Source organism: Pseudomonas maumuensis, assembly GCF_019139675.1.
GTDB classification, from domain to species: Bacteria; Pseudomonadota; Gammaproteobacteria; order Pseudomonadales; family Pseudomonadaceae; genus Aquipseudomonas; species Aquipseudomonas maumuensis.
Genome location: NZ_CP077077.1, coordinates 2901334 through 2923238 on the forward strand (window position 1 = coordinate 2901334; position 21905 = coordinate 2923238).

28 protein-coding genes and 2 pseudogenes are annotated in these 21905 nt (G+C 64.0%); 15 read left to right on the forward strand and 15 right to left on the reverse strand.

Going from position 1 to position 21905, the window contains the following annotated elements; all coding sequences use genetic code 11:
* Positions 1–71: 71 nt before the first annotated feature.
* Positions 72–290: a hypothetical protein gene (locus tag KSS90_RS13080; protein ID WP_023630431.1), complete on the forward strand. Its 219-nt coding sequence runs from the start codon at positions 72–74 to the stop codon at positions 288–290.
* 44 nt (positions 291–334) lie between these two features.
* On the opposite strand, the gene KSS90_RS13085 is transcribed toward KSS90_RS13080, so the two are convergent.
* Positions 335–784: a PACE efflux transporter gene (locus KSS90_RS13085; protein WP_217865876.1), complete on the reverse strand. Its 450-nt coding sequence runs from the start codon at positions 782–784 to the stop codon at positions 335–337.
* Between the two features lie 116 nt (positions 785–900).
* Here KSS90_RS13085 and KSS90_RS13090 point away from each other — a divergent pair, with 116 nt between their 5' ends.
* Positions 901–1827, forward strand: a complete 927-nt coding sequence (locus KSS90_RS13090; RefSeq protein ID WP_217865877.1) for a LysR substrate-binding domain-containing protein — start codon at positions 901–903, stop codon at positions 1825–1827.
* A gap of 67 nt (positions 1828–1894) precedes the next feature.
* Here the strand turns inward: KSS90_RS13090 and KSS90_RS13095 are convergent, their stop codons facing one another.
* The 3 genes from KSS90_RS13095 to KSS90_RS13105 all read right to left on the reverse strand — a co-directional run bounded on the left by KSS90_RS13095 (position 1895) and on the right by KSS90_RS13105 (position 3068).
* Positions 1895–2272, reverse strand: coding sequence for an NUDIX domain-containing protein (locus KSS90_RS13095; protein ID WP_217865878.1), 378 nt, complete (start codon positions 2270–2272; stop codon positions 1895–1897).
* A 67-nt stretch (positions 2273–2339) separates the two neighbouring features.
* On the reverse strand, positions 2340–2720 hold the full coding sequence (locus tag KSS90_RS13100; protein ID WP_217865879.1) for a termination factor Rho: 381 nt from the start codon (positions 2718–2720) through the stop codon (positions 2340–2342).
* A gap of 96 nt (positions 2721–2816) precedes the next feature.
* Complete coding sequence (locus KSS90_RS13105) at positions 2817–3068, reverse strand: hypothetical protein (RefSeq protein WP_217865880.1); 252 nt, start codon at positions 3066–3068, stop codon at positions 2817–2819.
* Between the two features lie 295 nt (positions 3069–3363).
* On the opposite strand from KSS90_RS13105, the pseudogene KSS90_RS25580 reads away from it, so the two are divergent.
* A pseudogene (locus tag KSS90_RS25580) lies at positions 3364–3640 on the forward strand (SDR family oxidoreductase); the annotation flags it as partial.
* Positions 3641–3877: 237 nt separating this feature from the next.
* On the opposite strand, the gene KSS90_RS13115 reads toward KSS90_RS25580, so the two are convergent.
* On the reverse strand, positions 3878–4099 hold the full coding sequence (locus KSS90_RS13115; protein ID WP_217865882.1) for a hypothetical protein: 222 nt from the start codon (positions 4097–4099) through the stop codon (positions 3878–3880).
* Between the two features lie 262 nt (positions 4100–4361).
* Between KSS90_RS13115 and KSS90_RS13120 the strand changes: the two genes are divergently transcribed.
* Entirely contained in the window at positions 4362–5462 is a 1101-nt protein-coding gene (locus KSS90_RS13120) for a mechanosensitive ion channel family protein (protein WP_217865883.1), read from the forward strand.
* A gap of 17 nt (positions 5463–5479) precedes the next feature.
* Here KSS90_RS13120 and KSS90_RS13125 read toward each other — a convergent pair whose 3' ends face one another.
* On the reverse strand, positions 5480–6004 hold the full coding sequence (locus KSS90_RS13125; RefSeq protein ID WP_217865884.1) for a cupin domain-containing protein: 525 nt from the start codon (positions 6002–6004) through the stop codon (positions 5480–5482).
* 145 nt (positions 6005–6149) lie between these two features.
* Here KSS90_RS13125 and KSS90_RS13130 point away from each other — a divergent pair, with 145 nt between their 5' ends.
* The 3 genes from KSS90_RS13130 to KSS90_RS13140 all read left to right on the forward strand — a co-directional run bounded on the left by KSS90_RS13130 (position 6150) and on the right by KSS90_RS13140 (position 9689).
* Positions 6150–7937 (forward strand): thiamine pyrophosphate-requiring protein, encoded by a 1788-nt coding sequence (locus KSS90_RS13130; protein WP_217865885.1) that lies wholly within the window; start codon positions 6150–6152, stop codon positions 7935–7937.
* An 84-nt stretch (positions 7938–8021) separates the two neighbouring features.
* Positions 8022–8561 carry a type 1 glutamine amidotransferase domain-containing protein gene (locus KSS90_RS13135; RefSeq protein WP_217865886.1) on the forward strand — a complete coding sequence of 180 codons (540 nt, stop codon included), beginning with the start codon at positions 8022–8024 and terminating at the stop codon, positions 8559–8561.
* Positions 8562–8753: 192 nt separating this feature from the next.
* Positions 8754–9689, forward strand: a complete 936-nt coding sequence (locus tag KSS90_RS13140; protein WP_217865887.1) for a cyclase family protein — start codon at positions 8754–8756, stop codon at positions 9687–9689.
* 85 nt (positions 9690–9774) lie between these two features.
* On the opposite strand, the pseudogene KSS90_RS13145 reads toward KSS90_RS13140, so the two are convergent.
* A pseudogene (locus KSS90_RS13145) lies at positions 9775–9915 on the reverse strand (LysR family transcriptional regulator); the annotation flags it as partial.
* A gap of 31 nt (positions 9916–9946) precedes the next feature.
* Positions 9947–10828, reverse strand: a complete 882-nt coding sequence (locus KSS90_RS13150; RefSeq protein ID WP_217865888.1) for a MerR family transcriptional regulator — start codon at positions 10826–10828, stop codon at positions 9947–9949.
* Positions 10829–10974: 146 nt separating this feature from the next.
* Between KSS90_RS13150 and KSS90_RS13155 the strand changes: the two genes are divergently transcribed.
* The 7 genes from KSS90_RS13155 (at position 10975) to KSS90_RS13185 (ending at position 16482) form a co-directional block, all read left to right on the forward strand.
* On the forward strand, positions 10975–11421 hold the full coding sequence (locus tag KSS90_RS13155) for a PAS domain-containing protein (RefSeq protein WP_217865889.1): 447 nt from the start codon (positions 10975–10977) through the stop codon (positions 11419–11421).
* 104 nt (positions 11422–11525) lie between these two features.
* Complete coding sequence (locus KSS90_RS13160) at positions 11526–11948, forward strand: nuclear transport factor 2 family protein (RefSeq protein ID WP_217865890.1); 423 nt, start codon at positions 11526–11528, stop codon at positions 11946–11948.
* The gene (locus KSS90_RS13165; protein ID WP_217865891.1) at positions 11945–12697 is read left to right on the forward strand and encodes an SDR family NAD(P)-dependent oxidoreductase; all 753 of its coding nucleotides are present in this window, start codon (positions 11945–11947) and stop codon (positions 12695–12697) included. The genes KSS90_RS13160 and KSS90_RS13165 overlap by 4 nt, the downstream gene beginning before the upstream one ends.
* Positions 12698–12703: 6 nt before the next feature.
* Positions 12704–13951: an NAD(P)/FAD-dependent oxidoreductase gene (locus KSS90_RS13170; protein ID WP_217865892.1), complete on the forward strand. Its 1248-nt coding sequence runs from the start codon at positions 12704–12706 to the stop codon at positions 13949–13951.
* Positions 13948–14757: a DUF1365 domain-containing protein gene (locus KSS90_RS13175; protein WP_217865893.1), complete on the forward strand. Its 810-nt coding sequence runs from the start codon at positions 13948–13950 to the stop codon at positions 14755–14757. Before KSS90_RS13170 ends, KSS90_RS13175 begins: the two co-directional genes overlap by 4 nt.
* Positions 14732–15991 carry an SAM-dependent methyltransferase gene (locus KSS90_RS13180; RefSeq protein WP_217865894.1) on the forward strand — a complete coding sequence of 420 codons (1260 nt, stop codon included), beginning with the start codon at positions 14732–14734 and terminating at the stop codon, positions 15989–15991. Before KSS90_RS13175 ends, KSS90_RS13180 begins: the two co-directional genes overlap by 26 nt.
* Before the next feature lie 2 nt (positions 15992–15993).
* Positions 15994–16482: a DUF2878 domain-containing protein gene (locus tag KSS90_RS13185; RefSeq protein WP_217865895.1), complete on the forward strand. Its 489-nt coding sequence runs from the start codon at positions 15994–15996 to the stop codon at positions 16480–16482.
* 12 nt (positions 16483–16494) lie between these two features.
* Here KSS90_RS13185 and KSS90_RS13190 read toward each other — a convergent pair whose 3' ends face one another.
* Both KSS90_RS13190 and KSS90_RS13195 read right to left on the reverse strand, forming a co-directional pair.
* Complete coding sequence (locus tag KSS90_RS13190) at positions 16495–17031, reverse strand: DUF3833 domain-containing protein (RefSeq protein WP_217865896.1); 537 nt, start codon at positions 17029–17031, stop codon at positions 16495–16497.
* 2 nt (positions 17032–17033) lie between these two features.
* On the reverse strand, positions 17034–17573 hold the full coding sequence (locus KSS90_RS13195) for a chalcone isomerase family protein (protein WP_225933076.1): 540 nt from the start codon (positions 17571–17573) through the stop codon (positions 17034–17036).
* Positions 17574–17685: 112 nt separating this feature from the next.
* On the opposite strand from KSS90_RS13195, the gene KSS90_RS13200 reads away from it, so the two are divergent.
* Positions 17686–18456, forward strand: coding sequence for an SDR family NAD(P)-dependent oxidoreductase (locus tag KSS90_RS13200; protein WP_217865897.1), 771 nt, complete (start codon positions 17686–17688; stop codon positions 18454–18456).
* Between the two features lie 12 nt (positions 18457–18468).
* Here the strand turns inward: KSS90_RS13200 and KSS90_RS13205 are convergent, their stop codons facing one another.
* From KSS90_RS13205 to KSS90_RS13225, 5 genes are all read right to left on the reverse strand, one after another.
* Positions 18469–18795 (reverse strand): putative quinol monooxygenase, encoded by a 327-nt coding sequence (locus KSS90_RS13205; protein ID WP_217865898.1) that lies wholly within the window; start codon positions 18793–18795, stop codon positions 18469–18471.
* Positions 18796–18903: 108 nt separating this feature from the next.
* Positions 18904–19512 carry a dTMP kinase gene (locus tag KSS90_RS13210; protein WP_217865899.1) on the reverse strand — a complete coding sequence of 203 codons (609 nt, stop codon included), beginning with the start codon at positions 19510–19512 and terminating at the stop codon, positions 18904–18906.
* A gap of 52 nt (positions 19513–19564) precedes the next feature.
* Complete coding sequence (locus KSS90_RS13215; RefSeq protein WP_217865900.1) at positions 19565–19987, reverse strand: PA0061/PA0062 family lipoprotein; 423 nt, start codon at positions 19985–19987, stop codon at positions 19565–19567.
* A 150-nt stretch (positions 19988–20137) separates the two neighbouring features.
* Complete coding sequence (locus KSS90_RS13220) at positions 20138–21037, reverse strand: proline iminopeptidase-family hydrolase (protein ID WP_217865901.1); 900 nt, start codon at positions 21035–21037, stop codon at positions 20138–20140.
* A 97-nt stretch (positions 21038–21134) separates the two neighbouring features.
* Positions 21135–21896 carry a LuxR family transcriptional regulator gene (locus KSS90_RS13225; RefSeq protein ID WP_217865902.1) on the reverse strand — a complete coding sequence of 254 codons (762 nt, stop codon included), beginning with the start codon at positions 21894–21896 and terminating at the stop codon, positions 21135–21137.
* Between the last annotated feature and the right edge of the window lie 9 nt (positions 21897–21905).

Consider the following 21905-nt stretch of genomic DNA (forward strand, 5'->3'; position numbering starts at 1 on the left):
CGAGGCAATGTGATAGCATCTGCGCGCCCCTGGAGGGGCAATCTTTTGATATCCCGCAAGGAATACGCTTCGTGAAAGACTTCGTCATCAGCGTCAACAACATCGTCCTCTACGTCTCCCTGGCCGTTATCTGGCTGTTCGCCCTCATCACCCTGTTCACCGGCGGATTCCTGCCAGCCCTGGGTGTGTTCGTGGTCGGCAGCCTCGGCTGGTGCATCGTTTCCGGCTTCTGGTTCGTCCAGTCGGCCACCTACGAAGAGCTGCGCAAGCTCAACGCCAGCAAGGACTGACGCATCCGGGCGGCTCGGCACCTCGCCTCGCAGCCGCCCTACCCTTACCCCGCACAAGCATCGGCCGATACCTCGCCCTGCGCCGAGACAGGCACATCGAACACGCGGTCGAACGCCCACTGAAACACCAGCGCATAAAAGAAGAAAAACACGAACAACCCCAGGTCGGTCACCAGCGCCGCCCACCAGGAAATCTGCAGCCACCAGGCCACCAGTGGCACCAGCAACAGCACCAACCCACCTTCGAACCCCGCCGAGTGCAGCAAGCGCCTGCCGAAGGTGCGGACACGGTTCAGCTGACGGCGCTCCCAAAACTCGAACAGGTAGTTGTACACCACGTTCCAGGCCAGCGCGCTGGCGGACAGCATCAACGACAGCGCGCCGGCATGTGCCAGGCCGTTGTCGTAGACCAAGGCGATGACCGGTGACAGCACGGCGACGGCGATCGCTTCGTAAAGAACGGCCTGGACGATCTTGCGGGCGGGACCTTGCATGGCAATGCACCTGTAAGTGGTCAAAGCGAATGCCGCCACGTTAGCGCTCGGTGAGCGCCACGAAAAATGAGATAAATTGAGCGGGCATCAATCCAATTCATCCCACGAGGTGGTCGGTGTTCTCTTCGCTTCCGCTCAACGCGTTGCGCAGCTTCGAGGCCGCGGCGCGCCTCACCAGCTTCAAGGCCGCGGCCGAGGAGCTCTCGGTCACGCCGGCAGCCATTTCCCACCAGGTGAAGGTGCTGGAGACCCGGCTTGGCACTTTGCTGTTCGAGCGCAGCGCGCAGGGCGTGAGGCTCACCGAGCCAGGCGAGCAGCTCTATCGCCAGGTCCATGGCGCACTCCTGGATATCAGTCGTAGCCTGGAGTACTTCCTACCCGGCACCGCATCACAGTCCCTGACCCTGTCCACCACACCCGGGCTGGCCGCCGCCTGGTTGATTCCGAGGCTGGGCGATTTCTACCGTGCTTTCGAGGCGCTCAACCTGCGCATCGATACCGGCAACGAACTGGTCGACCTGCTGCGCGACTCCAGCATCGACCTGGCAATTCGAGCCGTCAGCCACACCGACCCGAAGCTGTTCAACCTGCCGTTGATGGAGGAGCGTTTCGCGGTCTATGCCGCGCCTGCGGTGCTCGCCGCCATGGCGGTTGAACAGCTCCAGTTGATCGACCTGCGCTGGCAGGTCCCGCAAGGCTGCTCGATCAGCTGGCAGCTTTGGTGTGAGGCGGCGGGCTGCCAAGACTGGCTGGAGCGTGCACGCATGCGCGAATTCGATGACGAGCATTTTGCCTTGAGCGCCGCCGTTGCAGGCCAAGGCCTGGTGCTCGCGAGCAATGTACTGGTGGCCGATAGCGTGCAGCGTGGCGAACTGGCGGCCTTCCGGCCCGACGTCAGCCTGCCGGGGCCGCGCTACATGGCGGTCTGCGTACCTGGCCGGGAACGGCAGCCACACATGAAGGCACTGTTGGCCTGGCTGGCCGAAGCGGCCGCCGCGACGATGACAGAGGCAAGTCAGGTGCCGTTCTCCTTGAGCAGCTGACCGACACTGACGAGAACCAGCGCCAAATGATCGACAGTTGGCTGTGCCGTACCATTCCGAACGGAGGTTACCGGTCAAGCAATCCTGCGCGCCTGAGAAGATCGAGGTTGGTCGGCTTCACCGATACATGCACGAGCTCAGTGGGAGTAAACCAATGACACTCGACAATTTCATCGTCAGCGATCGGTTGCGCTGAAGAAGCCACGGGCATTTTGTACAGATAATGCTCCTCTGCGGCATAGGTGTGATGGCCCAGATATTGAGCCTCCTCCAGAGGCAAGCTGGTTTCCTCTCTCAATTCCCGACGGGCCGCTTCAAGCGGTTGCTCACCGGTTTCGAGTTTCCCGCCTGGCAGGGACCACACCGGGGCCTCCTTGCGTACGAACAGGATCTTTCCTTCCTGCAAGCATATGACTGTTGAATGCCGCTCTCTTGAAAGGGGCATGACTTACTCCTGCGGAACCTTGTTCACCGATCAGACGCTGTCGCGCCCGTTGTTCAACCGGCAGCGGTCAGCCTTTCTTGCGCAACGCCTCGACCAGTTGCGCCTTGGTCATGCTCGAGCGCCCCTTGATATCCTTGCTGCGCGCCTCTTTCATCAGGCTTTCCTTGGTTTGTGTTTCCAGTGACGCACCTGACTCACGCGCGTGGCCCTGACGGGTTTTCGCAGCCCGCTTGGCCGAGTCGGAGCGTGCGGTCTTCTTCTCGCTCGACGACGTCTTGCTTCCCGATCCGCCGGCCTTGTCACCCCCGCCGGACTGCTTGTTGACGGTAGCCCAGGCACGGGACTCGGCTTCGTCCTTGGAAAGGCCCTTGTGCTCGTAGCTTTGCTCGATGTGTTCGGCCTTGCGCTTCTGTTTCTCGGTGTACTTGTCTTTGTCTCCACGGGGCATGTCGTTCACTCCTGAGTGGGTTTGGCTGAACGGTTGAAGCCATGGCCGCTAGCGAAGTGCGATCGGCTGGACGAATGGTCGGCACTGTCCAGGCAGCTACACAAGGTGATAATCCGCGCCGGCCACCGCCTTCACGAACGCCCGATCGGCAAGCCGGCGCAGGTCGCGCCACTCAGTCCAGTCGATCAATCGCAGCCGGTCCATCTCGTCCGCCTGGCGCAGGAGTTCATCGTGATAGGTACTTGGACAGTGCCGACGCAGGGCGTGGTTGTCGTAGGTGTCGAACCAGTGGTTGATCGCTGCCAGCCGGCATTGCGCCGGGGTCATCGGGTCGCTGAAGGCATTCATCTCGAGCCGCCCTGCTTTCTTTGACGGAAGATGCCTGTGCGTCGTACGAGGTTCCCTCCAGCCGTCTGGACGGTTGGCGCGACGCAAATGCCGCTGGTGATCTGCGCTTGAACTTTAACGCGCTCCCTGGCTTCCCCTGCATAGACCGTCCCCACAGCGTGCAGGAGATTCAACCCATGAGAGCTTCGATCTGTCGCGGTACCGGCGAAGTCCGTATCGAAATGCATGCGGATCCGCTCGTCCTGAGTAGGAACGGCCGTGTGTTCAGCGCTACAGACACACGGAGCGTGCTGCCATGATCGATCCCGCCACCGGTATGAAGCAGGGAGAACGCTATGCCGTGGAAAACCTCGAGCGGGTGCATCCGTTCACCGGCTTCTTTCTCGACGGCAAGTACTATCTGGGGCCGGAACTGCTGACCGCCGTGGGATGGCTGGAGGGGCGGCGATTTATCTATGACAACCTCGATGCCACGGGCGAGCCTGTGTTCGCCAACCGCATCGCGGGTGAGATCAAGGACCTGGTGCTGACCTTGGCCGATGGCACTTCCCTGGCAGTGTCGCGCCTGGAGCATTGGCCCCCTGACGAGGGTGCCGGTGAAGTCGAACAGCCCGGGCAGCAGCCATCGGCACCCGAAGTTCCAGCCTTTGCAGCGGTGCAGGGACGACGTCTGGTGGCGGGTGTCGAGCGCCTGCAACGCCACCCCGCAGGCATCCTGGCAGCCGCCCTGGCCCTCGGATTCGTAGCGGGCTGGGTGCTGGCGGCACTTGAACGCAGGCGTCGGTAAGCGTACCAGGCGTAGGTGCGCCCTACCCCGGTCTGCGCCTGTCGCTGACAGCCATGCCAGGCTTGAAGATCAGCGTAAAGCTGCCGGTCAGGCGCGCACGCAATTCCTTGGGCATGGTGTATCCGAAATGGATCAGCCATGCGCCGTCACCCAGCAGAAAGGTATCGCCCCGATAGCGCTTGACCTCGGTTTCGCTGATGCCGATTTCCATTGCCACTTCCAGATCGGTGGGGGTGGTCACCATTTTACAAAGGCCTCGGGCAAAATTTTTATTGGAAGGTAAACAGCGCGTGTTCGACTTGAATAAGGGCGCTTTACCCCTTGGGCGTTCAGACCAAGTCGCAAGTCTCGGACGAATGGCAGCTGCTGTAACACGGTGGCGCGCTGGCGGGGTCAAGACGTTCTCGAAAAGCGGCCGTGAAAATCCGATCGACCTCTGGCCGCACCTCGACGTCCGATGAAAGGACGCTGTACATCACCGAGGGCAACCAGGAGGCGAGCCACTCATGAATGACCGCATCATTGAACTGTTCACCGATACCACGCTATTCGGTATCTCCATCCTCAACCTGCTGCTGGCGTTGGGCGTCGCCACCCTGACCTTTGTCGCGGCGCGGGCGGCGATCAGCTTTGTGCAGCGGCGGGTACGCCGCTGGTCCGCACACGACGGCGCGTTCAGCCAGGTGCTGGCCAAGGTGCTCGACGGCACCAGCAATGCCTTGCTGCTGCTCGCCTCGCTGCTGGTGGGCCTGGGCATGCTCGATTTGCCCGAGCGTTGGCTGGCCCGGGTGGGCAGCCTGTGGTTCGTGGTGGCAGCGCTGCAAATCGGCCTGTGGGCCAACCGCGCCATCGCCTTGGGCCTGCGCCGCTATTTCGCCCGGCACGGCGGCGACGGGCTGAACCAGGGCAGCGCGCTGGCCACGCTGTCCGCCTGGGGCGCGCGGGTGCTGCTGTGGTCGGTGGTGGTGCTGGCCATGCTGTCCAACCTCGGGGTGAACATCACCGCCTTCGTCGCCAGCCTCGGGGTGGGTGGCATCGCCGTGGCGCTGGCGGTACAGAACATCCTCGGCGACCTGTTCGCCTCGCTGTCGATCGCCGTGGACAAGCCCTTCGAGGTGGGGGACTTCATCGTCGTCGGCCCCCTGGCCGGCACCGTGGAGCATGTCGGGCTGAAGACCACGCGCATCCGCAGCCTGGGCGGCGAACAGATCGTCATGGCCAACGCCAGCATGATCAGCAGCACCATCCAGAACTACAAGCGCCTGCAGGAGCGACGCATCGTGTTCGAGTTCGGCTTGTCCTATGACACCCCCACCGATGCCGTGAAGAAGGCACCCGGCATCATCGAAGAGGCAATCAAGGCACAGGGCCAGGCACGCTTCGACCGCGCCCACCTGCGTGGCTTCGGCAAGGAGGCGCTGGAGTTCGAGTGCGTGTATATCGTTAAGGACCCAGGCTACAACCTGTACATGGATATCCAGCAGGCCATCAATTTCCATCTGCTGGAGCGTTTCTCCAGGATCGGCGCCAAGTTTGCCGTGCCGGTGCGGGCGATCAAGGTCACCGCGTTACCCCAGGAAGACATGCTGCGCTTCAAAGAGGCCTGAACGCCGTTGGCCGATGATCAGCGCCATAGCGTCATCAGGGCGCCTCGTGCGCCGGTCACCGGATCTTGCGCTGGCCTGGGCACGGCGGCGATGCGCGCCAGCGCTTGGTCGTGCGCGCCGTCCTCGGGCCGCTGAATTTCGTACTTCTCCTGCCCCAGCGGATAAGCCCCCACCACCAGGAAGTCCTCGCTGTGCTCGACACAGCAATGGCCGGTGCCAGCCGGTAGGACCAAAACATTGCCCGCTTTCACGGTCAACGTCTGGCCGCCCTCGCCGCCCAGTGTCACCCGTGCCTGCCCGCAGGCCACCCCCAGCACCTCATGGGCATTGGGGTGGAAATGCTGATAGTCGAAGATGCCGTCGCGCCACAACGGCGTCCATTGGTGGGCGGCGAACAACGCCTCGAAGGCGCCGGCGTTGTCATCAGCCGGCGCAAGGTGCAGGCGGTAGAGCAACACGGCGAAGCGGCTGTTCGGCGTCGCGCCGTCATCGGCGAAATGCAGCGTCCTTTGCGGCTGGGTGGTGCTGTCGAGGGTAAACATGAGGGCCTCGCGATGAAGTCGGGCAATACCCTTGAGAATGCGCTGCCAGTGTCGAGGTTCCTGCCGGGCGACCAGGTACACCCAGTGAAACTTTCGCCTTCGCGATCCAGTCCAGACCCTATCCATCACTGACAGGGACACGACGATGACAACGACGGTAGGTGACTTCCTGGTCGAGCGTTTGTACCGGTGGGGCGTGCGGCGTATCTATGGTTACCCGGGCGACGGCATCAATGGTGTGTTCGGCGCGTTGAACCGGGCCAACGGTAAGATCGCGTTCATTCAGGCCCGCCATGAGGAAATGGCCGCGTTCATGGCTAGCGCCCACGCCAAGTTCACCGGTGAGCTAGGGGTATGCATCGCCACCTCGGGCCCCGGTGCCTCGCATCTGCTCACTGGGCTGTACGATGCGCGCATGGACCACCAGCCGGTGCTGGCCATCGTTGGCCAGCAGGCACGGGCGGCGCTGGGCGGGCACTATCAGCAGGAGTTGGATCTGCTGTCGATGTTCAAGGACGTGGCCGGGGCGTTCGTGCAGCAGGCGTCCACCCCTGCCCAGGTACGGCACCTGCTCGACCGCGCCGTGCGCACGGCCGTGGGCGAGCGCAGAGTAACCGCCATCATTCTGCCGAATGACTTGCAGGACCTGCCCTATGAAGCGCCCGCCAGGGCCCACGGCACCGTGCATTCTGGCGTCGGCTACAGCAAGCCGAGGGTGCTGCCCTACTCGGCTGACCTGCAGCAGGCCGCCGACGTGCTCAATGCCGGGCGCAAGGTGGCCATGCTGGTCGGTGCCGGCGCACTGCAGGCGAGCGAACAAGTGGAGGCGGTGGCCGAAAAGCTCGGGGCGGGCGTGGCCAAGGCGCTGCTGGGCAAGGCCGTGCTTCCGGACACCCTGCCCTGGGTCACCGGTTCCATCGGCCTGCTCGGCACCGAGCCGAGCTACAAGCTGATGACTGAATGCGACACCTTGCTGATGATCGGCTCCGGCTTTCCCTACTCCGAATTCCTGCCCAAGGAAGGCCAGGCCCGTGGCGTGCAGATCGACCTGCAGCCCGACATGCTCAGCCTGCGCTACCCGATGGAGGTCAACCTGGTCGGTGACGCCGGCGAAACCCTGCATGCGCTGTTGCCCTTGCTCGAACACAAGCCCGACCGGCGCTGGCGCAAGAAGATCGAAGGCTGGCGCGCGCGCTGGGACAAGACCCTGGAAAAACGCGCCCTGGCCAAGGCCGACCCGATCAACCCGCAGCGGGTGGTGCATGAGCTCTCCCCACGCCTGCCGGACGCGGCCATCGTCACCAGTGACTCCGGCTCCTGCGCCAACTGGTTCGCGCGTGACCTGATGATCCGCCAGGGCATGCAGTGTTCGTTGTCCGGCGGCCTGGCGTGCATGGGCGCCGCCGTGCCCTATGCGATCGCCGCCAAGTTCGCCTATCCGCAGCGCCCGGTGATCGCCCTGGTGGGCGACGGTGCGATGCAGATGAACAACCTGGCCGAGCTGATCACCGTGGCCAAGTACTGGCAGCAATGGGAAAACCCCAAGTGGATCTGCGCCGTGTTCAACAACGAAGACCTCAATCAGGTCACCTGGGAGCAGCGGGTCATGGAAGGCGACCCGAAGTTCGAGGCGTCCCAGTCCATACCCGACGTGCCTTACCACCTGTTTGCCATTTCCATCGGCCTGCAGGGCATCTTCGTCGAGCGCGAGGACGAGGTCGCCAGTGCCTGGGAACGGGCCCTGGCCGCCGACCGCCCGGTGCTGATCGAATTCAAGACCGACCCCAACGTGCCGCCGCTGCCCCCGCACATCAAGCTGGAACAGGCGAAGAAATTCGCCAGCACCCTGCTCAAGGGCGACCCTGACGAGGCCGGCGTGATCGTGCAGACGGCCAAGCAGGTGCTGGGTGCAGTGCTGCCTGGCAAGAAGTGATGCCAGCCTTCCGGGAATCCGTTGGAACTTCACGCCAGCCCCGGGGCCTGCCCTTTCAGACCTATCAAAAAAGGAGACACGACGATGAATGCACAACTGAATGGCAAGCGCGTGGCCTTTCTGGTCACCGACGGATTCGAACAGGTGGAGTTGACTGGCCCTCGTGAAGCCCTGGAAAAACATGGCGCGGTGGTCGATATCCTGAGCGAAAAGGAAGGGACCGTGCGCGGCTGGAATCACGACAAGCCCGCCGATGAATTTGCCGTGGATGCAACGTTCGAGGCTGCCCACCTCGATCTGTACGATGCCCTGGTGCTGCCCGGCGGCGTACAGAATTCCGACACGATCCGGCTGATACCTGGCGCGCAGAAGCTGGTGAAAAGCCATGATTCCGCGGGCAAGCCGCTGGCGGTGATCTGCCACGGCGGGTGGCTGCTGGTCTCGACCGGCCTGGCCAAGGGCAAGCGGATGACCAGCTACAAGACCTTGCAGGATGACATCCGCAACGCCGGCGGCAACTGGGTCGATGAACAGGTGGTGGTGGACGGCAACCTGATCACCAGTCGCCAGCCGGACGATATCCCGGCCTTCAACGAGCAGTTGATCGCAGCGCTGGGCCGCTGACATTGGCGCATGGCCCCCTCGTCCCAGGCCTGCATCGAGCCGGGGCCATGCTTTGGGTTGTTCATGCCAGCTGCCGCCCGAATCTCTCTTGCTCCACACGCAAAACTCCTTGTCCCGCCAACGGCTTTTTCCGCTTTCCACCTCCACCCAGAATCCGCCCCTGACATCCCTCCCCGTTCAGGAGCCCACAAATTGCACTATTTCAAACCCCTATTAGTCACCCTGGCCCTGGTCAGCACCGCCCAAACCACCCAGGCCACCGATTGGCAATCCTCCCCCTACGGCCCTAACGACGAAATCGGCGCCGCCAACCTCCTCAGCCCCGAGGTGGTCAAGCAAGCCATCAGCCTGGTCAAAACCGGCAAGACCTACCCCCTCGCAGTCCCCGTCAGCAAGGACTTGCCCGCCTTCCGCCACCGCAGCTTCCACCTCTACAACATCCAGCCCGGCGAACAGGCCGGCCAGACCCTGGGCAAGAACAAATTCAGCTTCAACGATGAACTGGTCAACGGCTGGACCGGCGTCGGTACCCAGCTCAACGGCATCGGCCATATCGGTATCGACAACGTCTACTACAACGGCAACAAGGCCGCCGACTTCGTCACCGTCGAAGGTGTGACCAAGCTTGGTGTGGAAAAAGTGCCGCCGATGGTCACCCGTGGCGTGGTGCTGGACATGACCGCGTACTATGGCAAGGCCATCGTGCCGGGCGGTACGTCGTTCACCGTCAACGACATCAAGACGGTACTGAAGCGACAAGGCATCACCCTGCGCAAGGGCGACGTGGTGCTGTTCAACACCGGCTGGCTGGAACTGATCGGCAAGGACAACCAGCAGTTCCTCGCCACCGAGCCGGGCATTGACCTGCCGGCGGCCGAGTGGCTGGCCGACCAGGGCATCGTCGCCTTCGGCGGTGACACCTGGGCCTCGGAGGTCTACCCGAACCCCACCGGCGAAGAGTTTCCGGTCAACCAGTACATGCTGGCCAAGCGCGGCATCTACAACCTGGAACTGATCGATACCCGGGCGCTGGTGCGCGACAAGGCCTTCGAGTTCCTGTTCGTACTGGGCCAGCCGCTGTACAAGGGGTCGACCCAGGTCAATATCAACCCGGTGGCCATCCACTGAGTGCGAGCCGTTGCACGCCCTGCCCGCTACCTGCCGCTGCCAATTACGCTGTGAAAGCCCGTTCTGCAAAAACAGCCATCAGCGCTCCAGGGTAGTAGTGACACCAGTCGCCCAGCACTTGCAGCAGCTGGCCGCGTTCCAGTTGCTCCTTGACCATGTCCTCGAAAACATCGACCAGGCCAAGGCCTTGCAGGGCGGGCGCCAGCATCAGGTTCAGGTCGCCGAGGAACCGCGCTTGTGAGGCCAGCGCCCTGCTGTTACAGGTCCAGGGCGCCCCTGAGCAAGGCGTTGAGCATCCCCGCCACATCATCCCCCTGCTCGTCCAGCATACGCAGCGGGATGCCCTGCAACGCCGCTTGCGAATCCGCCACCCCGGTGAGGGCCAGCGGGCAGGCAATCTCCATCTGCAACGCGCGCAGTCGCCTGGCCAGGCCGGCGCTCACCGGCCCCTGCACCGCGATCACCAGCGCCGCTGGCTGGGTCGCCGCGCACACCAGGGGAAGTTCCTCCAGCGGCTGCCCGCAGCCGAGCACGTCGACGCGCTGTTGCTCGCCGCTCAGCAGCAGGCCGGTACACAGCAACGGCAGTTCGGCATGCCCCTCGGTACCGGCCAGCAGCACCCTAGGCGCATCGGCCTGATTCATCTGCAGGCGCAGCAGCAGGCGGGCGCGCAGGAACGAGTCGAGGAACAACCATTGGCTGCGCTCCCCGAAAGCCCTGCCCGCCGCCATTTCCTGCCACACCGGCAGCAGCACTTCACGCAGCACGATGGCCTTGGGCAGAAGCGTGAACAGCTGGCCATGGACACCTTCCAGCGCCCATGCATCGAATGCCATCGCCGCCCGTTTCACGGCGGCGCGCCAATCGTGGAAGGCCGAGTCCTGCTGTACGGGAGCGTGGTGCTGGGCGGCGAGCATTTCGCCGACCTTGCTGATCGGCAGGCCGTTGGCTGTCCAGTGCAGGATGTCGCGGATGCGCTGTACGTCGCCAGGCGTGTACAGGCGATGGCCACCCTCGGTGCGTTGCGGGCGGATTAGCCCGTGGCGCCGCTCCCAGGCACGCAAGGTCACCGGATTGATGCCGGTCAGGCTGACCACGTCGCGCATAGGCAGTAAATCGGGTGAGGTGGCGTCGGTCATCGCGAGGGGTCGTCGGAGAGGTGACACATTCTAAACCCATTCGCTACTGCGGCGAGCACAGGTAGGCCATTATGTAGCGAATGGCGCTGGCGCTTCGCATTCGTTGCGACCGGTATACCGCTTAGGATTTTCCGTGGGTGGCCCCAATGATCAACGCAAAACTCCTGCAACTGATGGTCGAGCACTCCAACGATGGCATCGTCGTCGCCGAGCAGGAGGGCCACGACAGCATCCTGATCTACGCCAACCCCGCCTTCGAGCGCCTCACCGGCTACTGCGCGGACGATATCCTCTACCAGGACTGCCGCTTTCTCCAGGGCCAGGATCAGCAGCAGCCGGGCATCGCAGCGATCCGCGAGGCGATCCGCGCGGGCCAGCCCTGCCGTCAGGTGCTGCGCAACTATCGCCAGGACGGCAGCCTGTTCTGGAATGAATTGTCCATCACCCCGGTGCGTAACGAGGCAGACCAGCTGACCTACTACATCGGCATCCAGCACGACGTTTCGGCGCAGGTCGCCGCCGAGCAACGGGTGCGCGAGCTGGAAGCCGAGGTCGCTGACCTGCGTCGTCAACTGGAGGCGGCCGGGCGCTGAGCAAAATATCTGTACAAGGACGTTGACTTGTACAGATTTAATCGTAGGCTTCCAATATACCTGTACAAAAATACCAGGCTGTACAGGGTTGCCCGGAGCCGAGCATGTCAACGTACCTGCAGCAATTCGCCGAGCGCTTTGCCCAGCTCGATGGGGACCACCTCGATGCGCTGGAAAACCTGTACAGCGAAGACATCACTTTCCGCGACCCGCTGCATCGGATCGATGGGCTGAAGGACCTGCGGGCTTACTTCGCCCAGCTGTACGCCAACGCCCATGACATCCGCTATGTCTTCGCCGGTGCCGACGAGGTGATGCCCGGACAGGGCTACCTGCGCTGGACCCTGCAGTTTCGTCACCCGCGGCTGGCCGGCGGTCGCCCGGTTTCCCTGCAAGGCTGCAGCTACCTGCAATGGCGCGACCGGGTGCATTTCCACCAGGACTTCTTCGACGCCGGCGCCCTGCTCTACGAGCATATTCCGCTGATGGGCGGGGCGATTCGCTGGCTCAAGGGGCGGTTGGCATGAGCCGCTGCTGGTTGACCGGTGCCAGCAGCGGCATCGGCGCGGCGCTCGCGCAGTGCCTGCTGGAGCAAGGCCACCAGGTTGCCCTGGGCGGGCGCCGGACCGAGCAACTGGTGCCGTTCGCCGAGCGCTTTCCCGGGCAGGTGCTGCTGGCAAATGGTGACCTGGACGATCCCAAGCAGGTCGCGCACATAGCAGACCGCATCCGTCAGGCCTGGGGCGCCCTGGACCTGGCGATCTTCAACGCGGGTACCTGCGAGTATCTGGAGCCCGGCCGGTTCGACCCGGAGCTGGTCGAGCGCGTGATGCGCACCAACCTGCTGGGTCTCAGCCATTGCCTGGCGGCCGCCCTGCCCCTGCTGCGGGCCGGCGCACGTCCTCACCTGGTGGTGATGGGCAGCTCGGTAACCTGGCTGGCCCTGCCCCGGGCCGGCGCCTATGGCGCGTCCAAGGCCGCCGTGCGCTACCTGGTGGAATCGCAGCGCATCGACCTGGCGCAGCAAGGTATCGACGTCACACTGGTCAGCCCAGGCTTCGTCGACACACCGCTGACCCGGCGCAACGACTTCCCGATGCCGCAGCTGTGGTCGGCCCAGCGCGCCGCCCGGCATATCGCCAGGCGGCTGCCGCGCCGGCCGCTGGAAATCAATTTTCCGAGCCTGTTCACCTGGGGATTGCGCCTGCTCGGCGCGCTGCCGGCGCGGGCGCGCCTGGCATTGGGCCGGCGTCTGGCACGCCGAGAAGCGGACTGAGCAATCATGCGCATAGCCATCATCGGCAGCGGCATCGCAGGCCTGACCTGCGCTTACCTGCTGTCACGCAAGCACGAGGTGACGGTTTTCGAAGCCGCCGGCTGGATCGGTGGCCACACCCACACCATCGACGTGGTCTGGCGTGGCGAGCGCCATGCCATCGACACGGGGTTCATCGTCTTCAACGACTGGACCTATCCCCATTTCATCCGCTTGCTTGAACAACTCGGGGTTGCCTCGCAGCCGACGCAAATGAGTTTCTCCGTGCATGACCCGCGCAGTGGCCTGGAATACAACGGGCACGACCTGAACACATTGTTCGCCCAGCGCCGCAATCTCCTGTCGCCAGGCTTCTGGGGCATGCTGCGCGATATCCTGCGCTTCAACCGACAGGCCCTCGCCGACCTGGAACAACAGCGTATCGACGCCACCACCACCTTGGGCGCGTATCTTCACGAGCGCGGTTACGGCCTGCGGTTCATCGAGCATTACATCGTGCCCATGGGCTCGGCGATCTGGTCGATGTCCCGTGCCGACATGCACAGCTTCCCGCTGGCGTTCTTCGTGCGCTTCTGCCGCAACCATGGCTTGCTCTCGGTGAACCAGCGCCCGCAGTGGCGTGTGGTCGAGGGCGGCTCGCGCAGCTATGTCGCCCCGCTTTGCCGAACCTTCGCCGAGCGTATCCGCCTCGACTGCAGGGTGCAGCGGGTCGGTCGCGACGAAGGCGGTGTCACCCTGTCCAGCGACGCCGGCACCGAGCGCTTCGACAACGTGGTGTTCGCCTGCCACAGCGACCAGGCTCTGGCCCTGCTGGAAGCCCCGAGCGTGCAGGAGCGTGCGGTGCTGGGCGCCATCGGCTATGCCGACAACGACGTGGTGCTGCACACCGACACCCGCCTGCTGCCACGCCGCCGCAACGCCTGGGCCAGCTGGAACTACCGGCTGGGCGGCTCCGAGCAGGCGCCGGCCGCGGTGACCTACAACATGAACATCCTGCAGGGTCTCCAGGCAGCGACGACCTTCTGCGTCAGCCTGAACCAGACCGCGCTGATCGACCCTGCGCAGATCCTCGCCCGCTTCAGCTACGCCCACCCGCAGTACAGCCTGGCGGCATCCGCCGCGCAGGCCCGGCAAACACAACTGCAAGGCCAGCAGCACAGCTACTTCTGCGGCGCCTACTGGGGCAACGGCTTCCATGAGGATGGTGTCGTCAGTGCGTTGCAGGTGGCCAGGCACTTTGGAGAACAGCTGTGAACAGCGGCCTGTGCCTGGGCTGGCTCAGTCATCGGCGCCTGAGCCCAAGGCCTCATGCCTTCCGTTACCGGATCGGCCTGTTCTACCTGGATCTGGACGAGCAGGCCTGGCTGATGGGCCTGTCGCGCTGGTTGGGACGTTGGCGCCTGGCCCCGCTGTGCTGGCGCGAAACCGACTACCTGCCGACCCTCACCCGCCAAGGTCAGTCGCTGGCCCAGGCCGCACGCCTGCTGGTGAGCCAGGCCACGGGGCAAATGCCCGACGGGCCGGTACGCCTGCTGGCCCAGCTGCGCTGCTGGGGGCTGTCGTTCAATCCGGTGAGCTTCTATTTCTGCCATGACCGCGACGGGCACCTGGCGGCGATCCTGCTGGAGGTGCGCAATACCCCGTGGCGTCAGCGTTTCCACTACGTGCTGCCGACGCACGGCGATCAGGCGAAAACGTTCGCCATGGCCAAGCGCTTTCATGTGTCGCCGTTCATGCCCTTGGACATGGACTATCGCTTGCGCTTTCACCTGGACCCGGCGCAGGTACGCATCCACATGGAGAACTGGCAAGGCGGCCAGAAAGTGTTCGAGGCCGACCTGGCCCTGAAGCGCCGACCGCTGGATCGCAAAGCCGTGCATGGCTACATCCTGGCCTTTCCCTGGATGAGCCTGCGCACCGTTACGGCCATCTACTGGCAAGCCCTGTGCCTGTTCGTCAAACGCATGCCCATCCACGACCACACCGCCAGCCGGGACGACCTGGCGCTCGGCCACCCCTGCGAGGACCCCGATCATGTCCGATCCGACCCTGAGCGTTAGCAAGTCCACGGGCCTGGCGCCGTTGCTTGGCGGCTTGGCGCGCAACGCCGTGCTCGCCCAGCTGGGCAAGCTGCGCCATGGCCATTTGCGGCTGCTCTGCCATGGTCGGCAGTGGGCGTTCGGCGATCCCGGCAGCGCGCTGCAGGCCGAGGTGGAGATTCTCGAGGACGCCGCCTGGAGCCTGATCGCCGGCAATGGTTCGGTCGGTGCGGGCGAAGCCTACATCCATGGTTACTGGCGCAGCCCGGACCTGGCGTTGGTCACCCGCCTGTTCGTGGCCAACCTCGATGTGCTCGACGCCCTCGAGGGCGGCCTGGCGCGCCTGGGCCGCCCTGCCCTACGGCTGCTGCACCGGCTGAACCGCAACAACCGGCGCGGCGCCCGGCGCAACATCCTGGCCCATTACGACCTGGGCAATACCCTGTTCGAGCAACTGCTGGACCCGACCATGATGTATTCGGCCGCGCAGTTCGAGTACCCCGGGCAATCGTTGGAGCAGGCTCAGCGGCGCAAGCTGGAGCGGATCTGCCAGAAGCTCGAGCTCAGTGCGCAGGATCACCTGCTGGAGATCGGCTGCGGCTGGGGCAGCCTGGCGATCCACGCGGCCACCTGCTATGGCTGCCGGGTGACCACCACGACCCTGTCGCAGGCGCAGTACACCTACACCCTGCAACGGGTGAAGGCCCTTGGGCTGGAGCAGCGGGTAACGGTGTTGTGCGATGACTACCGCGACCTGACCGGGACTTTCGACAAGCTGGTCTCCATCGAGATGATCGAAGCCGTGGGCCACCGCTACCTGCCGGTGTACTTCCGCCAGTGCGCGTCACTGCTCAAGCCCGACGGGCTGATGCTGCTGCAGGCCATCACCATCCGTGACCAGCGCTACGCCCAGGCGCGGCGTTCGGTGGACTTTATCCAGCGCTACATCTTCCCCGGCGGCGCCTTGCCCTCGCTGAGCGTGCTGCTGGACACCGCCAGCCATCGCACCGCGCTCAACCTCGTACACTTGGAGGACTTCGGCGTCGACTATGCCCTGACCCTGCGACATTGGCGCGACAACCTGCGCCAGGCGCGCACCACACTGGCAGCGCTGGGTTATGACGAGGCTTTTCAGCGACTGTGGGAGTTTTACCTGTGCTACTGCCAGGGGGGGTTCGAAGAGCGGGCCATTGGCGTGGCGCAACTGCTGTGGGCGGCGCCCCAGGCGCGGCGGGCGCCGTTGCCCGGGCACTGACGATGCCCGCCCGCTGGCTGATCGCCAATGCGCTGTGGTTGCAGGTCGGCTGGTGGGCCTGCGTGCTGGGTGCAACGACCCCCTGGCTATTGCTGCTGGTGCCGCTGGGCCTGGCCATGCATTTGAAACTGTGCCCTGCCCGCAACACCGAAGTCAGAACACTGTTACGCGTGACCTTGGTCGGTTGCATGTTGGACGGCCTGCTGGGGGCGATAGGGTTGTTTCGTTTCGAGGCTTGGCCACTGCCCTTGTGGCTGGCGTTGCTGTGGCTGGTGCTGGCCAGCGGCTTGCGCCACAGCCTGGCCTGGGCGGGGCGGCCGTTCTGGCGCGGTGCGGCAGTTGGCGCGCTGGGTGGCCCGCTGGCGTACGTGGGCGGTGCCAGGCTGGCCGATGTCGCCTTGCCGCTGGGGCCTGTGGTGACAGGCTGGCTGCTGGTGCCGGTCTGGGCACTGGCACTGCCCTTGCTGGTACGCCTCGCGCTGCGACGTTGAAAGTATCCGGAATCAGGGCGTGCCCGCCGGCAGGCGGCGGAAAAACAGGGTGATCTGGCCGATCTCCACGCCCAGCTTGCTCATGCGCGAGCGGTTGATCAGGGTGTCGTCGTCCATCAGGTACATCCAGTCGTCCAGGTCTACCTGCCAGTGCCGCCCGTCGACAGGCAGGTCCAGTTGGTAACGCCAGCGCAGCGCATTGCCGGCCACTTCGCCACGGGCCTCGCCGATCACGTCGCCAGCGGTGCCACGCCAGCGATCAGGGCCCTCGGGGACCAGCGTCCAGGTGCGCTGCTGGCGGGTACCGTCGCTGTAGAGAAATTGCTCGTCGAGGATCAGTCGATCGCCGTCGCGGCGGCTGTCGATACGCACATGGAAACGCTTCACTACCTCCCCGGAACGCTTCTGGAACATGCCCCAGGCCTGCACCGGGCGCGAAAAGAAGGCCGCCAGGTCCAGCTTGGGTTGCTCGCCGGCGTAGTGCTCGACGCCGACGTTGCCGCAGCTGCCCAGCAACAGGCACCCGGCCAACAACAATGCTTTGTACATGTTCAGTGTCCTCGATCGTTGCCGGCCAGGCCGAGCAGGCGCTGACGCAGTTGCGGATCCCGAGCCCGCGGGTCCAGCCAGATGGCGAAGAAGGCCTGGGCAAAAGCCACGTCGGCCACTTCATGGCGCAGCCGGCCATCGATGTAGAAGCGGCAGCCCTTTTGCGGGAGATACACCCCCGTGATGCGCATACCGGGACGCACATCCACGAATGCCGCTTGCATCTCACGGGACCATGCGTCGAGCTGTTGCGCCGTGACGCTGCCGGCGCCAAGACGGCGCATCTCTTCCACGCTGGCCTTGACCAGCGTTTTACGGGACAACGACCGGTGGTAGGTCAGCTCCAGGGCGAATGGCCGACTCCAGTCCAGCACCGGTCCGTCGGCCCACAGACGGGCGCTGTACAGGCGCAGGCCGAACCAGGTGAACTCGCCTTCACCCAGCCGTTGCGCCGCCGGAAGCGTGGCTCGCCAGTCCGCGCTGACCGAGGTAAGCGACATCAGCAGCAGGCAGAGGCAGGTCAATCGTCCGGTGGAAACCATGACAAACCTGTACAGAAAACAAATTTTGTACAAGATTATGGTTTTGTACAGATAAATTCCAATGCTGTATAGAAATTAAGGGCAGCTCGATTCATACCAGGGAGCACCTCGGATGAGCCTCATCACCAACCTGCACAGCCCCGCAAACGTGCTGGTCTGCGGCGCCAGCCAAGGCATCGGCCTAGCCCTGTGCGAACAACTGCTGCCACGCGAAGACGTGGGCCTGCTGATCGCCGTGTCGCGCCAGGCAACCCGTAGCCCCCTGCTCGATACTCTGGCCCTGACACATGGCCACAGGTTGATGCGCATCGACTGCGATGCTCGGGATGAACAGGCATTGCAAGCACTGGCAGCGCAGGTCCAGGCCAGCTGTGCGCAGTTGAACCTGGTCATCAGTACTCTCGGCGTGCTCCACGAGCCTCCGGTACGCGCCGAGAAGTCGCTGGCGCAACTGGACATGGCAGGGTTGCAAGCCAGCTTCGTCAGCAACTGCTTCGCCCCTATCCTGCTGCTCAAGCACCTGCTGCCATTGCTGCGCCAGCAACCGGTCACCTTCGCCGCCCTGTCGGCCCGGGTCGGCTCGATCGGCGACAACCACCTTGGCGGCTGGTACAGCTACCGCGCCAGCAAGGCCGCGCTCAACCAGCTGTTGCGCACGGCCAGCATCGAACTCAAACGGCTCAATCCCGCGTCGACAGTCCTTGCCTTGCACCCCGGGACCACTGACACCCAGCTCTCGCGCCCCTTCCAGGGCAATGTGCCAATCGAAAAGCTGTTCTCGCCAGCGTTTGCCGCCCGTTGCATCCTCGAACTTGTCGGCCAGCACGGACCATCGCAGACCGGTACCTTCTGGGCCTGGGATGGCAGGCCGATTCCCTGGTGACTCGCAGGCTTGTCAGGGATGGGGCGCAACGACGCTGGACACTGGGTCAAGGAAGATCAGTTGCAACGGCTCCGCCAGCAGCCGGTCAGCCTGCTCGGCAAAACGTTGAAAGTGTTCGGTGGCCAGGTGGGTGTCCAGGGCCTGTTGATGGTCGAACGCTTCACGCATGTAAAACGTCCCGGGCTCATCGCTGCGCTCGAACAACATGTAATCACGGTTGCCGGGCTCGGCCCGGGTCGGCTCGATCAGGGCCAGCAAGGCCTCTTTCAGGGCTCCCGCCTGGCCTGGCTTGGCCTTGAGGATGGCAAGGGAAACGAGGGGATGGTCTTGTTTGTTCACATCAAGCTCCTGGTCAGTTGATTGCCAGCCAGTCTGGCGTGCCCGGCGCTTGGGAAAAACCGGCGATGCGCGTGAACACTTTCACCGATGGAGTGAAAATCAGGACAATCAAAGCAGGCGACGGATCTCAGATACCAACGCCCTTGTCGCCTCTTCAAGCGTTCCTTCGTTACGACACAAAACCCACCCTTGATCGGCAACCACTCGCTCGAACGCTTCGGTGCATGCGACATGCTCCTCCAGCGCGTGCATCACCGTGCTGCTCAACCCCCGCGACCGTGCTGCTGCCCTGTTCCACGAGACTTCAGGGTCGGTAACAACACCCACATGCAGGTCCGGCACCCGCACGTTGCGTTCGATGTTCAACCGCAGGATCTCGGCAAACGGCACCAGCCGGCGAAACGCCGCATCGGACGGGTACCAGCGATCGATCAGGATGATGCTGTCCGTCGGCTGCTTGGCCAGCACGTGCCGGGAAATCCAGGCACGGCTGTCCGCCAGGCGCTCACAAACCTTCAATTCCAGGTCTCGGCAGGGTTGCCTGACGAACTGGTTGACCAGGGCCATGGTTTCGCCCCGGTAGGGATCGCTTTTCTTCTCGCAGATGCGGATCACCTTCCTGTTGTCCGCCCTCAGCGCTTGGGTGACGGCTTCCAGCAGCGTGGTCTTGCCGGTGCCCTTGGGCCCATCCAGCGAAATGAACAACGAACGACTCATGCTTCACACAACGATTGAATTCCTTTACGAACAGTCAATGAACCGGGCTCGGTCACATCAGACAGTAGAACTCACTGACCTCTGCGACGATTTCCCGGGCGGCATTGTACAGCCTCGCCTCGGGTGTCAGGGCCATGGAGCGGGCTTCGAGCACGTAGCGCTGACCGGCCTGGAAATGGGCGTAGTCGAGGGTGAGGTAGCACTGGCGGACGGTGGTTCCACCCATCATGCTCATCCCGCCTCCGCCGTTCGTTTCGTAATCGAAGCGCACCACCAGTTCGTGGCTGCCGGGGCTGACCTGGAAGAAACGGCCCTCGGCCAGGCGCTGATTGTCCAGCCGTTCGGCCAGCAGGACGCGATCGTTGGGGAATGGCAGCGAGAGGTCGACCCAGGCCATCTGCGGGTTGGCGGCTGGCATAGGGGCTTGGCAGCCGGGGATGGCGGTGATCAGCAACAGCAGTATCAGCCGACGCATGATGGCGGCTCCTTCGGGGCATGGATCAAGGATAGCGCTGGGGCCTTCAGAGGGGTAAGCAGGTCGTCGTGTATGCGGGGGATAAAACTCAGGCCCGCCGGGTTGAACCCGGACAGGCCTGAGGAAGGGAAACTGTCGGCCGCCGAGCGGCTACAGACTTTCGTCGAGGAACTTGACCACGGTGCCCATGCATGCCACCCGCTCTTCCACATGCGGCATGTGACTGGAGTTCTCGAACAATGCCCAGCGGATGCCTGGGATCAGGTCCAGGTACGGCTTGACCACCAGCGGCGTCGCTTCGTCGTAGCGGCCCGAAATCAACAGGCTCGGCACATTGATGCGCGGCAGGCGGTCGACGATGGTCCAGTCCTTGGTGCTGCCGATGATGTGGAACTCGTTGGGCCCAGTCATGGCGTGGTACACGGTCGGGTCGGCCTCCACCTGGGCGAAGGTGCGCGCCACCTCTTCCGGCCAGGGCTTGAGCCGGCACACGTGGCGGTCGTAGAACACCTGGGTGGCGGCGATGTAGTCGGCCGCGGTGTAGTCGCCTACGGCCTCGTGGCGTAGCAGGGTTTCCTGGACATCCTTGGGCAGTTCCTCACGCAGGCGGTTGGCCTCGCGCACCCAGGTGCGCATGTCGGCCGGCGAATTGGCGATCACCAGGCAGCGCAGGCCCCTGGGCTGACGCACCGCGTGTTCACTGGCGAGCATGCCGCCCCAGGACTGGCCCAACAGCGCGTAGCGCTGGCTGATGCCCAGGTGCTCGAGGAGGTTGTCGAGCTCCTCGAGGAACAGCTTCACCGTCCAGAACGACGGCGGCATCTGCGGCAAGTGGGTCGAGCGACCGTTGCCCAGCTGGTCGTAGTGAATGACCGGATAGCCGCCCGCGGCGACATCCTTGTAGGCATCGACATAGTCGTAGGTGCAGCCCGGGCCGCCGTGCAGAATGACCAACGGTGTGCGGCCACAGGCCAGGTCGCCGGTGACGCGATACCAGGTCTGGTAGTCGCCAAAGGGGGCAAAACCTTCACGCGATTGGGTGAGTTCCATTTCATCCGGCTCCGTGCGAATCATGGAGCACACGATAGCCTTACGCTGGATCCGGCGTAACTAGAGAGTTCTCTAGGTTTTCGGCTTTTTTGCCACGTTATTGGTCGAGCAGGCGGTAATGCACCGCCCGGGCGACCGCCTGGACACGGTTCTTGGCCCCCAGCTTATGCATGGCCGAGGTCAGGTGCAGGGAAATCGTCGCCAGCGAGCGATTGAGTTTCTCGGCGATCTCCCCCGCCGTCAGGCCTTCGGCGGCCCAGCGCAGACACTCCACCTCGCGGCGGGTCAGGCGGATGATGCGAGGGGCCGACTCCTTGGCCAACAAAGGATGGGCGGCCTCCTGCAGGGCATGGGCGATCAAGCTGAAGTCGGCAAGGTGTTCCCGAGCGTCATCCAGGTCGCGCTGGCTGGCGTGGGGACGCAGGCCGGTCAGGGTCGCCAGGCCGCCGCGCGGCAGGTGAATGGGCACGGTTACCCCGCAGGTCAATTGCGCATCGTGCAGGTAGCCGACCACCGGGGCATGACGCCGATCGATCAGACGTTGCAAGACAGTTTCGCCCTTGGGCAGGTATGACCAGACAAAAGGCCCGATGGACGACACTGCCACCTGCTGCACCGGGTCGATCTGGTAGAAGCCCTCCGAACACCACAGGTCTTGCCAGTCCTTCGGCGTCTGCCGCAGGCGGACCACAGCGGGGGTGATCAGCTCGCCGGTGTGGTCCAACGGCACCGGGCTGTAGTCGTACACCAGGGCATCGAAGCCCAGCTGCGCCGCCAGGTCGGCGACGCTGTCCATCTGTTCGTCCAGGCTATCGTCCGACGCCAGACGGGAATTGAGTTCAGCCACCTTGGCCTGCATACCTGACAC

Coding starts and splice junctions, on each gene's coding strand:
- KSS90_RS13085 (WP_217865876.1), bottom strand. CDS start 784: ATGCAAGGTCCCGCCCGCAAGATCGTCCAGGCCGTTCTTTACGAAGCG.
- KSS90_RS13095 (WP_217865878.1), bottom strand. CDS start 2,272: ATGCCCCTTTCAAGAGAGCGGCATTCAACAGTCATATGCTTGCAGGAA.
- KSS90_RS13100 (WP_217865879.1), bottom strand. CDS start 2,720: ATGCCCCGTGGAGACAAAGACAAGTACACCGAGAAACAGAAGCGCAAG.
- KSS90_RS13105 (WP_217865880.1), bottom strand. CDS start 3,068: ATGAATGCCTTCAGCGACCCGATGACCCCGGCGCAATGCCGGCTGGCA.
- KSS90_RS13115 (WP_217865882.1), bottom strand. CDS start 4,099: ATGGTGACCACCCCCACCGATCTGGAAGTGGCAATGGAAATCGGCATC.
- KSS90_RS13120 (WP_217865883.1), top strand. CDS start 4,362: ATGAATGACCGCATCATTGAACTGTTCACCGATACCACGCTATTCGGT.
- KSS90_RS13125 (WP_217865884.1), bottom strand. CDS start 6,004: ATGTTTACCCTCGACAGCACCACCCAGCCGCAAAGGACGCTGCATTTC.
- KSS90_RS13130 (WP_217865885.1), top strand. CDS start 6,150: ATGACAACGACGGTAGGTGACTTCCTGGTCGAGCGTTTGTACCGGTGG.
- KSS90_RS13135 (WP_217865886.1), top strand. CDS start 8,022: ATGAATGCACAACTGAATGGCAAGCGCGTGGCCTTTCTGGTCACCGAC.
- KSS90_RS13150 (WP_217865888.1), bottom strand. CDS start 10,828: ATGACCGACGCCACCTCACCCGATTTACTGCCTATGCGCGACGTGGTC.
- KSS90_RS13155 (WP_217865889.1), top strand. CDS start 10,975: ATGATCAACGCAAAACTCCTGCAACTGATGGTCGAGCACTCCAACGAT.
- KSS90_RS13160 (WP_217865890.1), top strand. CDS start 11,526: ATGTCAACGTACCTGCAGCAATTCGCCGAGCGCTTTGCCCAGCTCGAT.
- KSS90_RS13165 (WP_217865891.1), top strand. CDS start 11,945: ATGAGCCGCTGCTGGTTGACCGGTGCCAGCAGCGGCATCGGCGCGGCG.
- KSS90_RS13170 (WP_217865892.1), top strand. CDS start 12,704: ATGCGCATAGCCATCATCGGCAGCGGCATCGCAGGCCTGACCTGCGCT.
- KSS90_RS13180 (WP_217865894.1), top strand. CDS start 14,732: ATGTCCGATCCGACCCTGAGCGTTAGCAAGTCCACGGGCCTGGCGCCG.
- KSS90_RS13185 (WP_217865895.1), top strand. CDS start 15,994: ATGCCCGCCCGCTGGCTGATCGCCAATGCGCTGTGGTTGCAGGTCGGC.
- KSS90_RS13190 (WP_217865896.1), bottom strand. CDS start 17,031: ATGTACAAAGCATTGTTGTTGGCCGGGTGCCTGTTGCTGGGCAGCTGC.
- KSS90_RS13195 (WP_225933076.1), bottom strand. CDS start 17,573: ATGGTTTCCACCGGACGATTGACCTGCCTCTGCCTGCTGCTGATGTCG.
- KSS90_RS13200 (WP_217865897.1), top strand. CDS start 17,686: ATGAGCCTCATCACCAACCTGCACAGCCCCGCAAACGTGCTGGTCTGC.
- KSS90_RS13210 (WP_217865899.1), bottom strand. CDS start 19,512: ATGAGTCGTTCGTTGTTCATTTCGCTGGATGGGCCCAAGGGCACCGGC.
- KSS90_RS13215 (WP_217865900.1), bottom strand. CDS start 19,987: ATGCGTCGGCTGATACTGCTGTTGCTGATCACCGCCATCCCCGGCTGC.
- KSS90_RS13220 (WP_217865901.1), bottom strand. CDS start 21,037: ATGGAACTCACCCAATCGCGTGAAGGTTTTGCCCCCTTTGGCGACTAC.
- KSS90_RS13225 (WP_217865902.1), bottom strand. CDS start 21,896: ATGCAGGCCAAGGTGGCTGAACTCAATTCCCGTCTGGCGTCGGACGAT.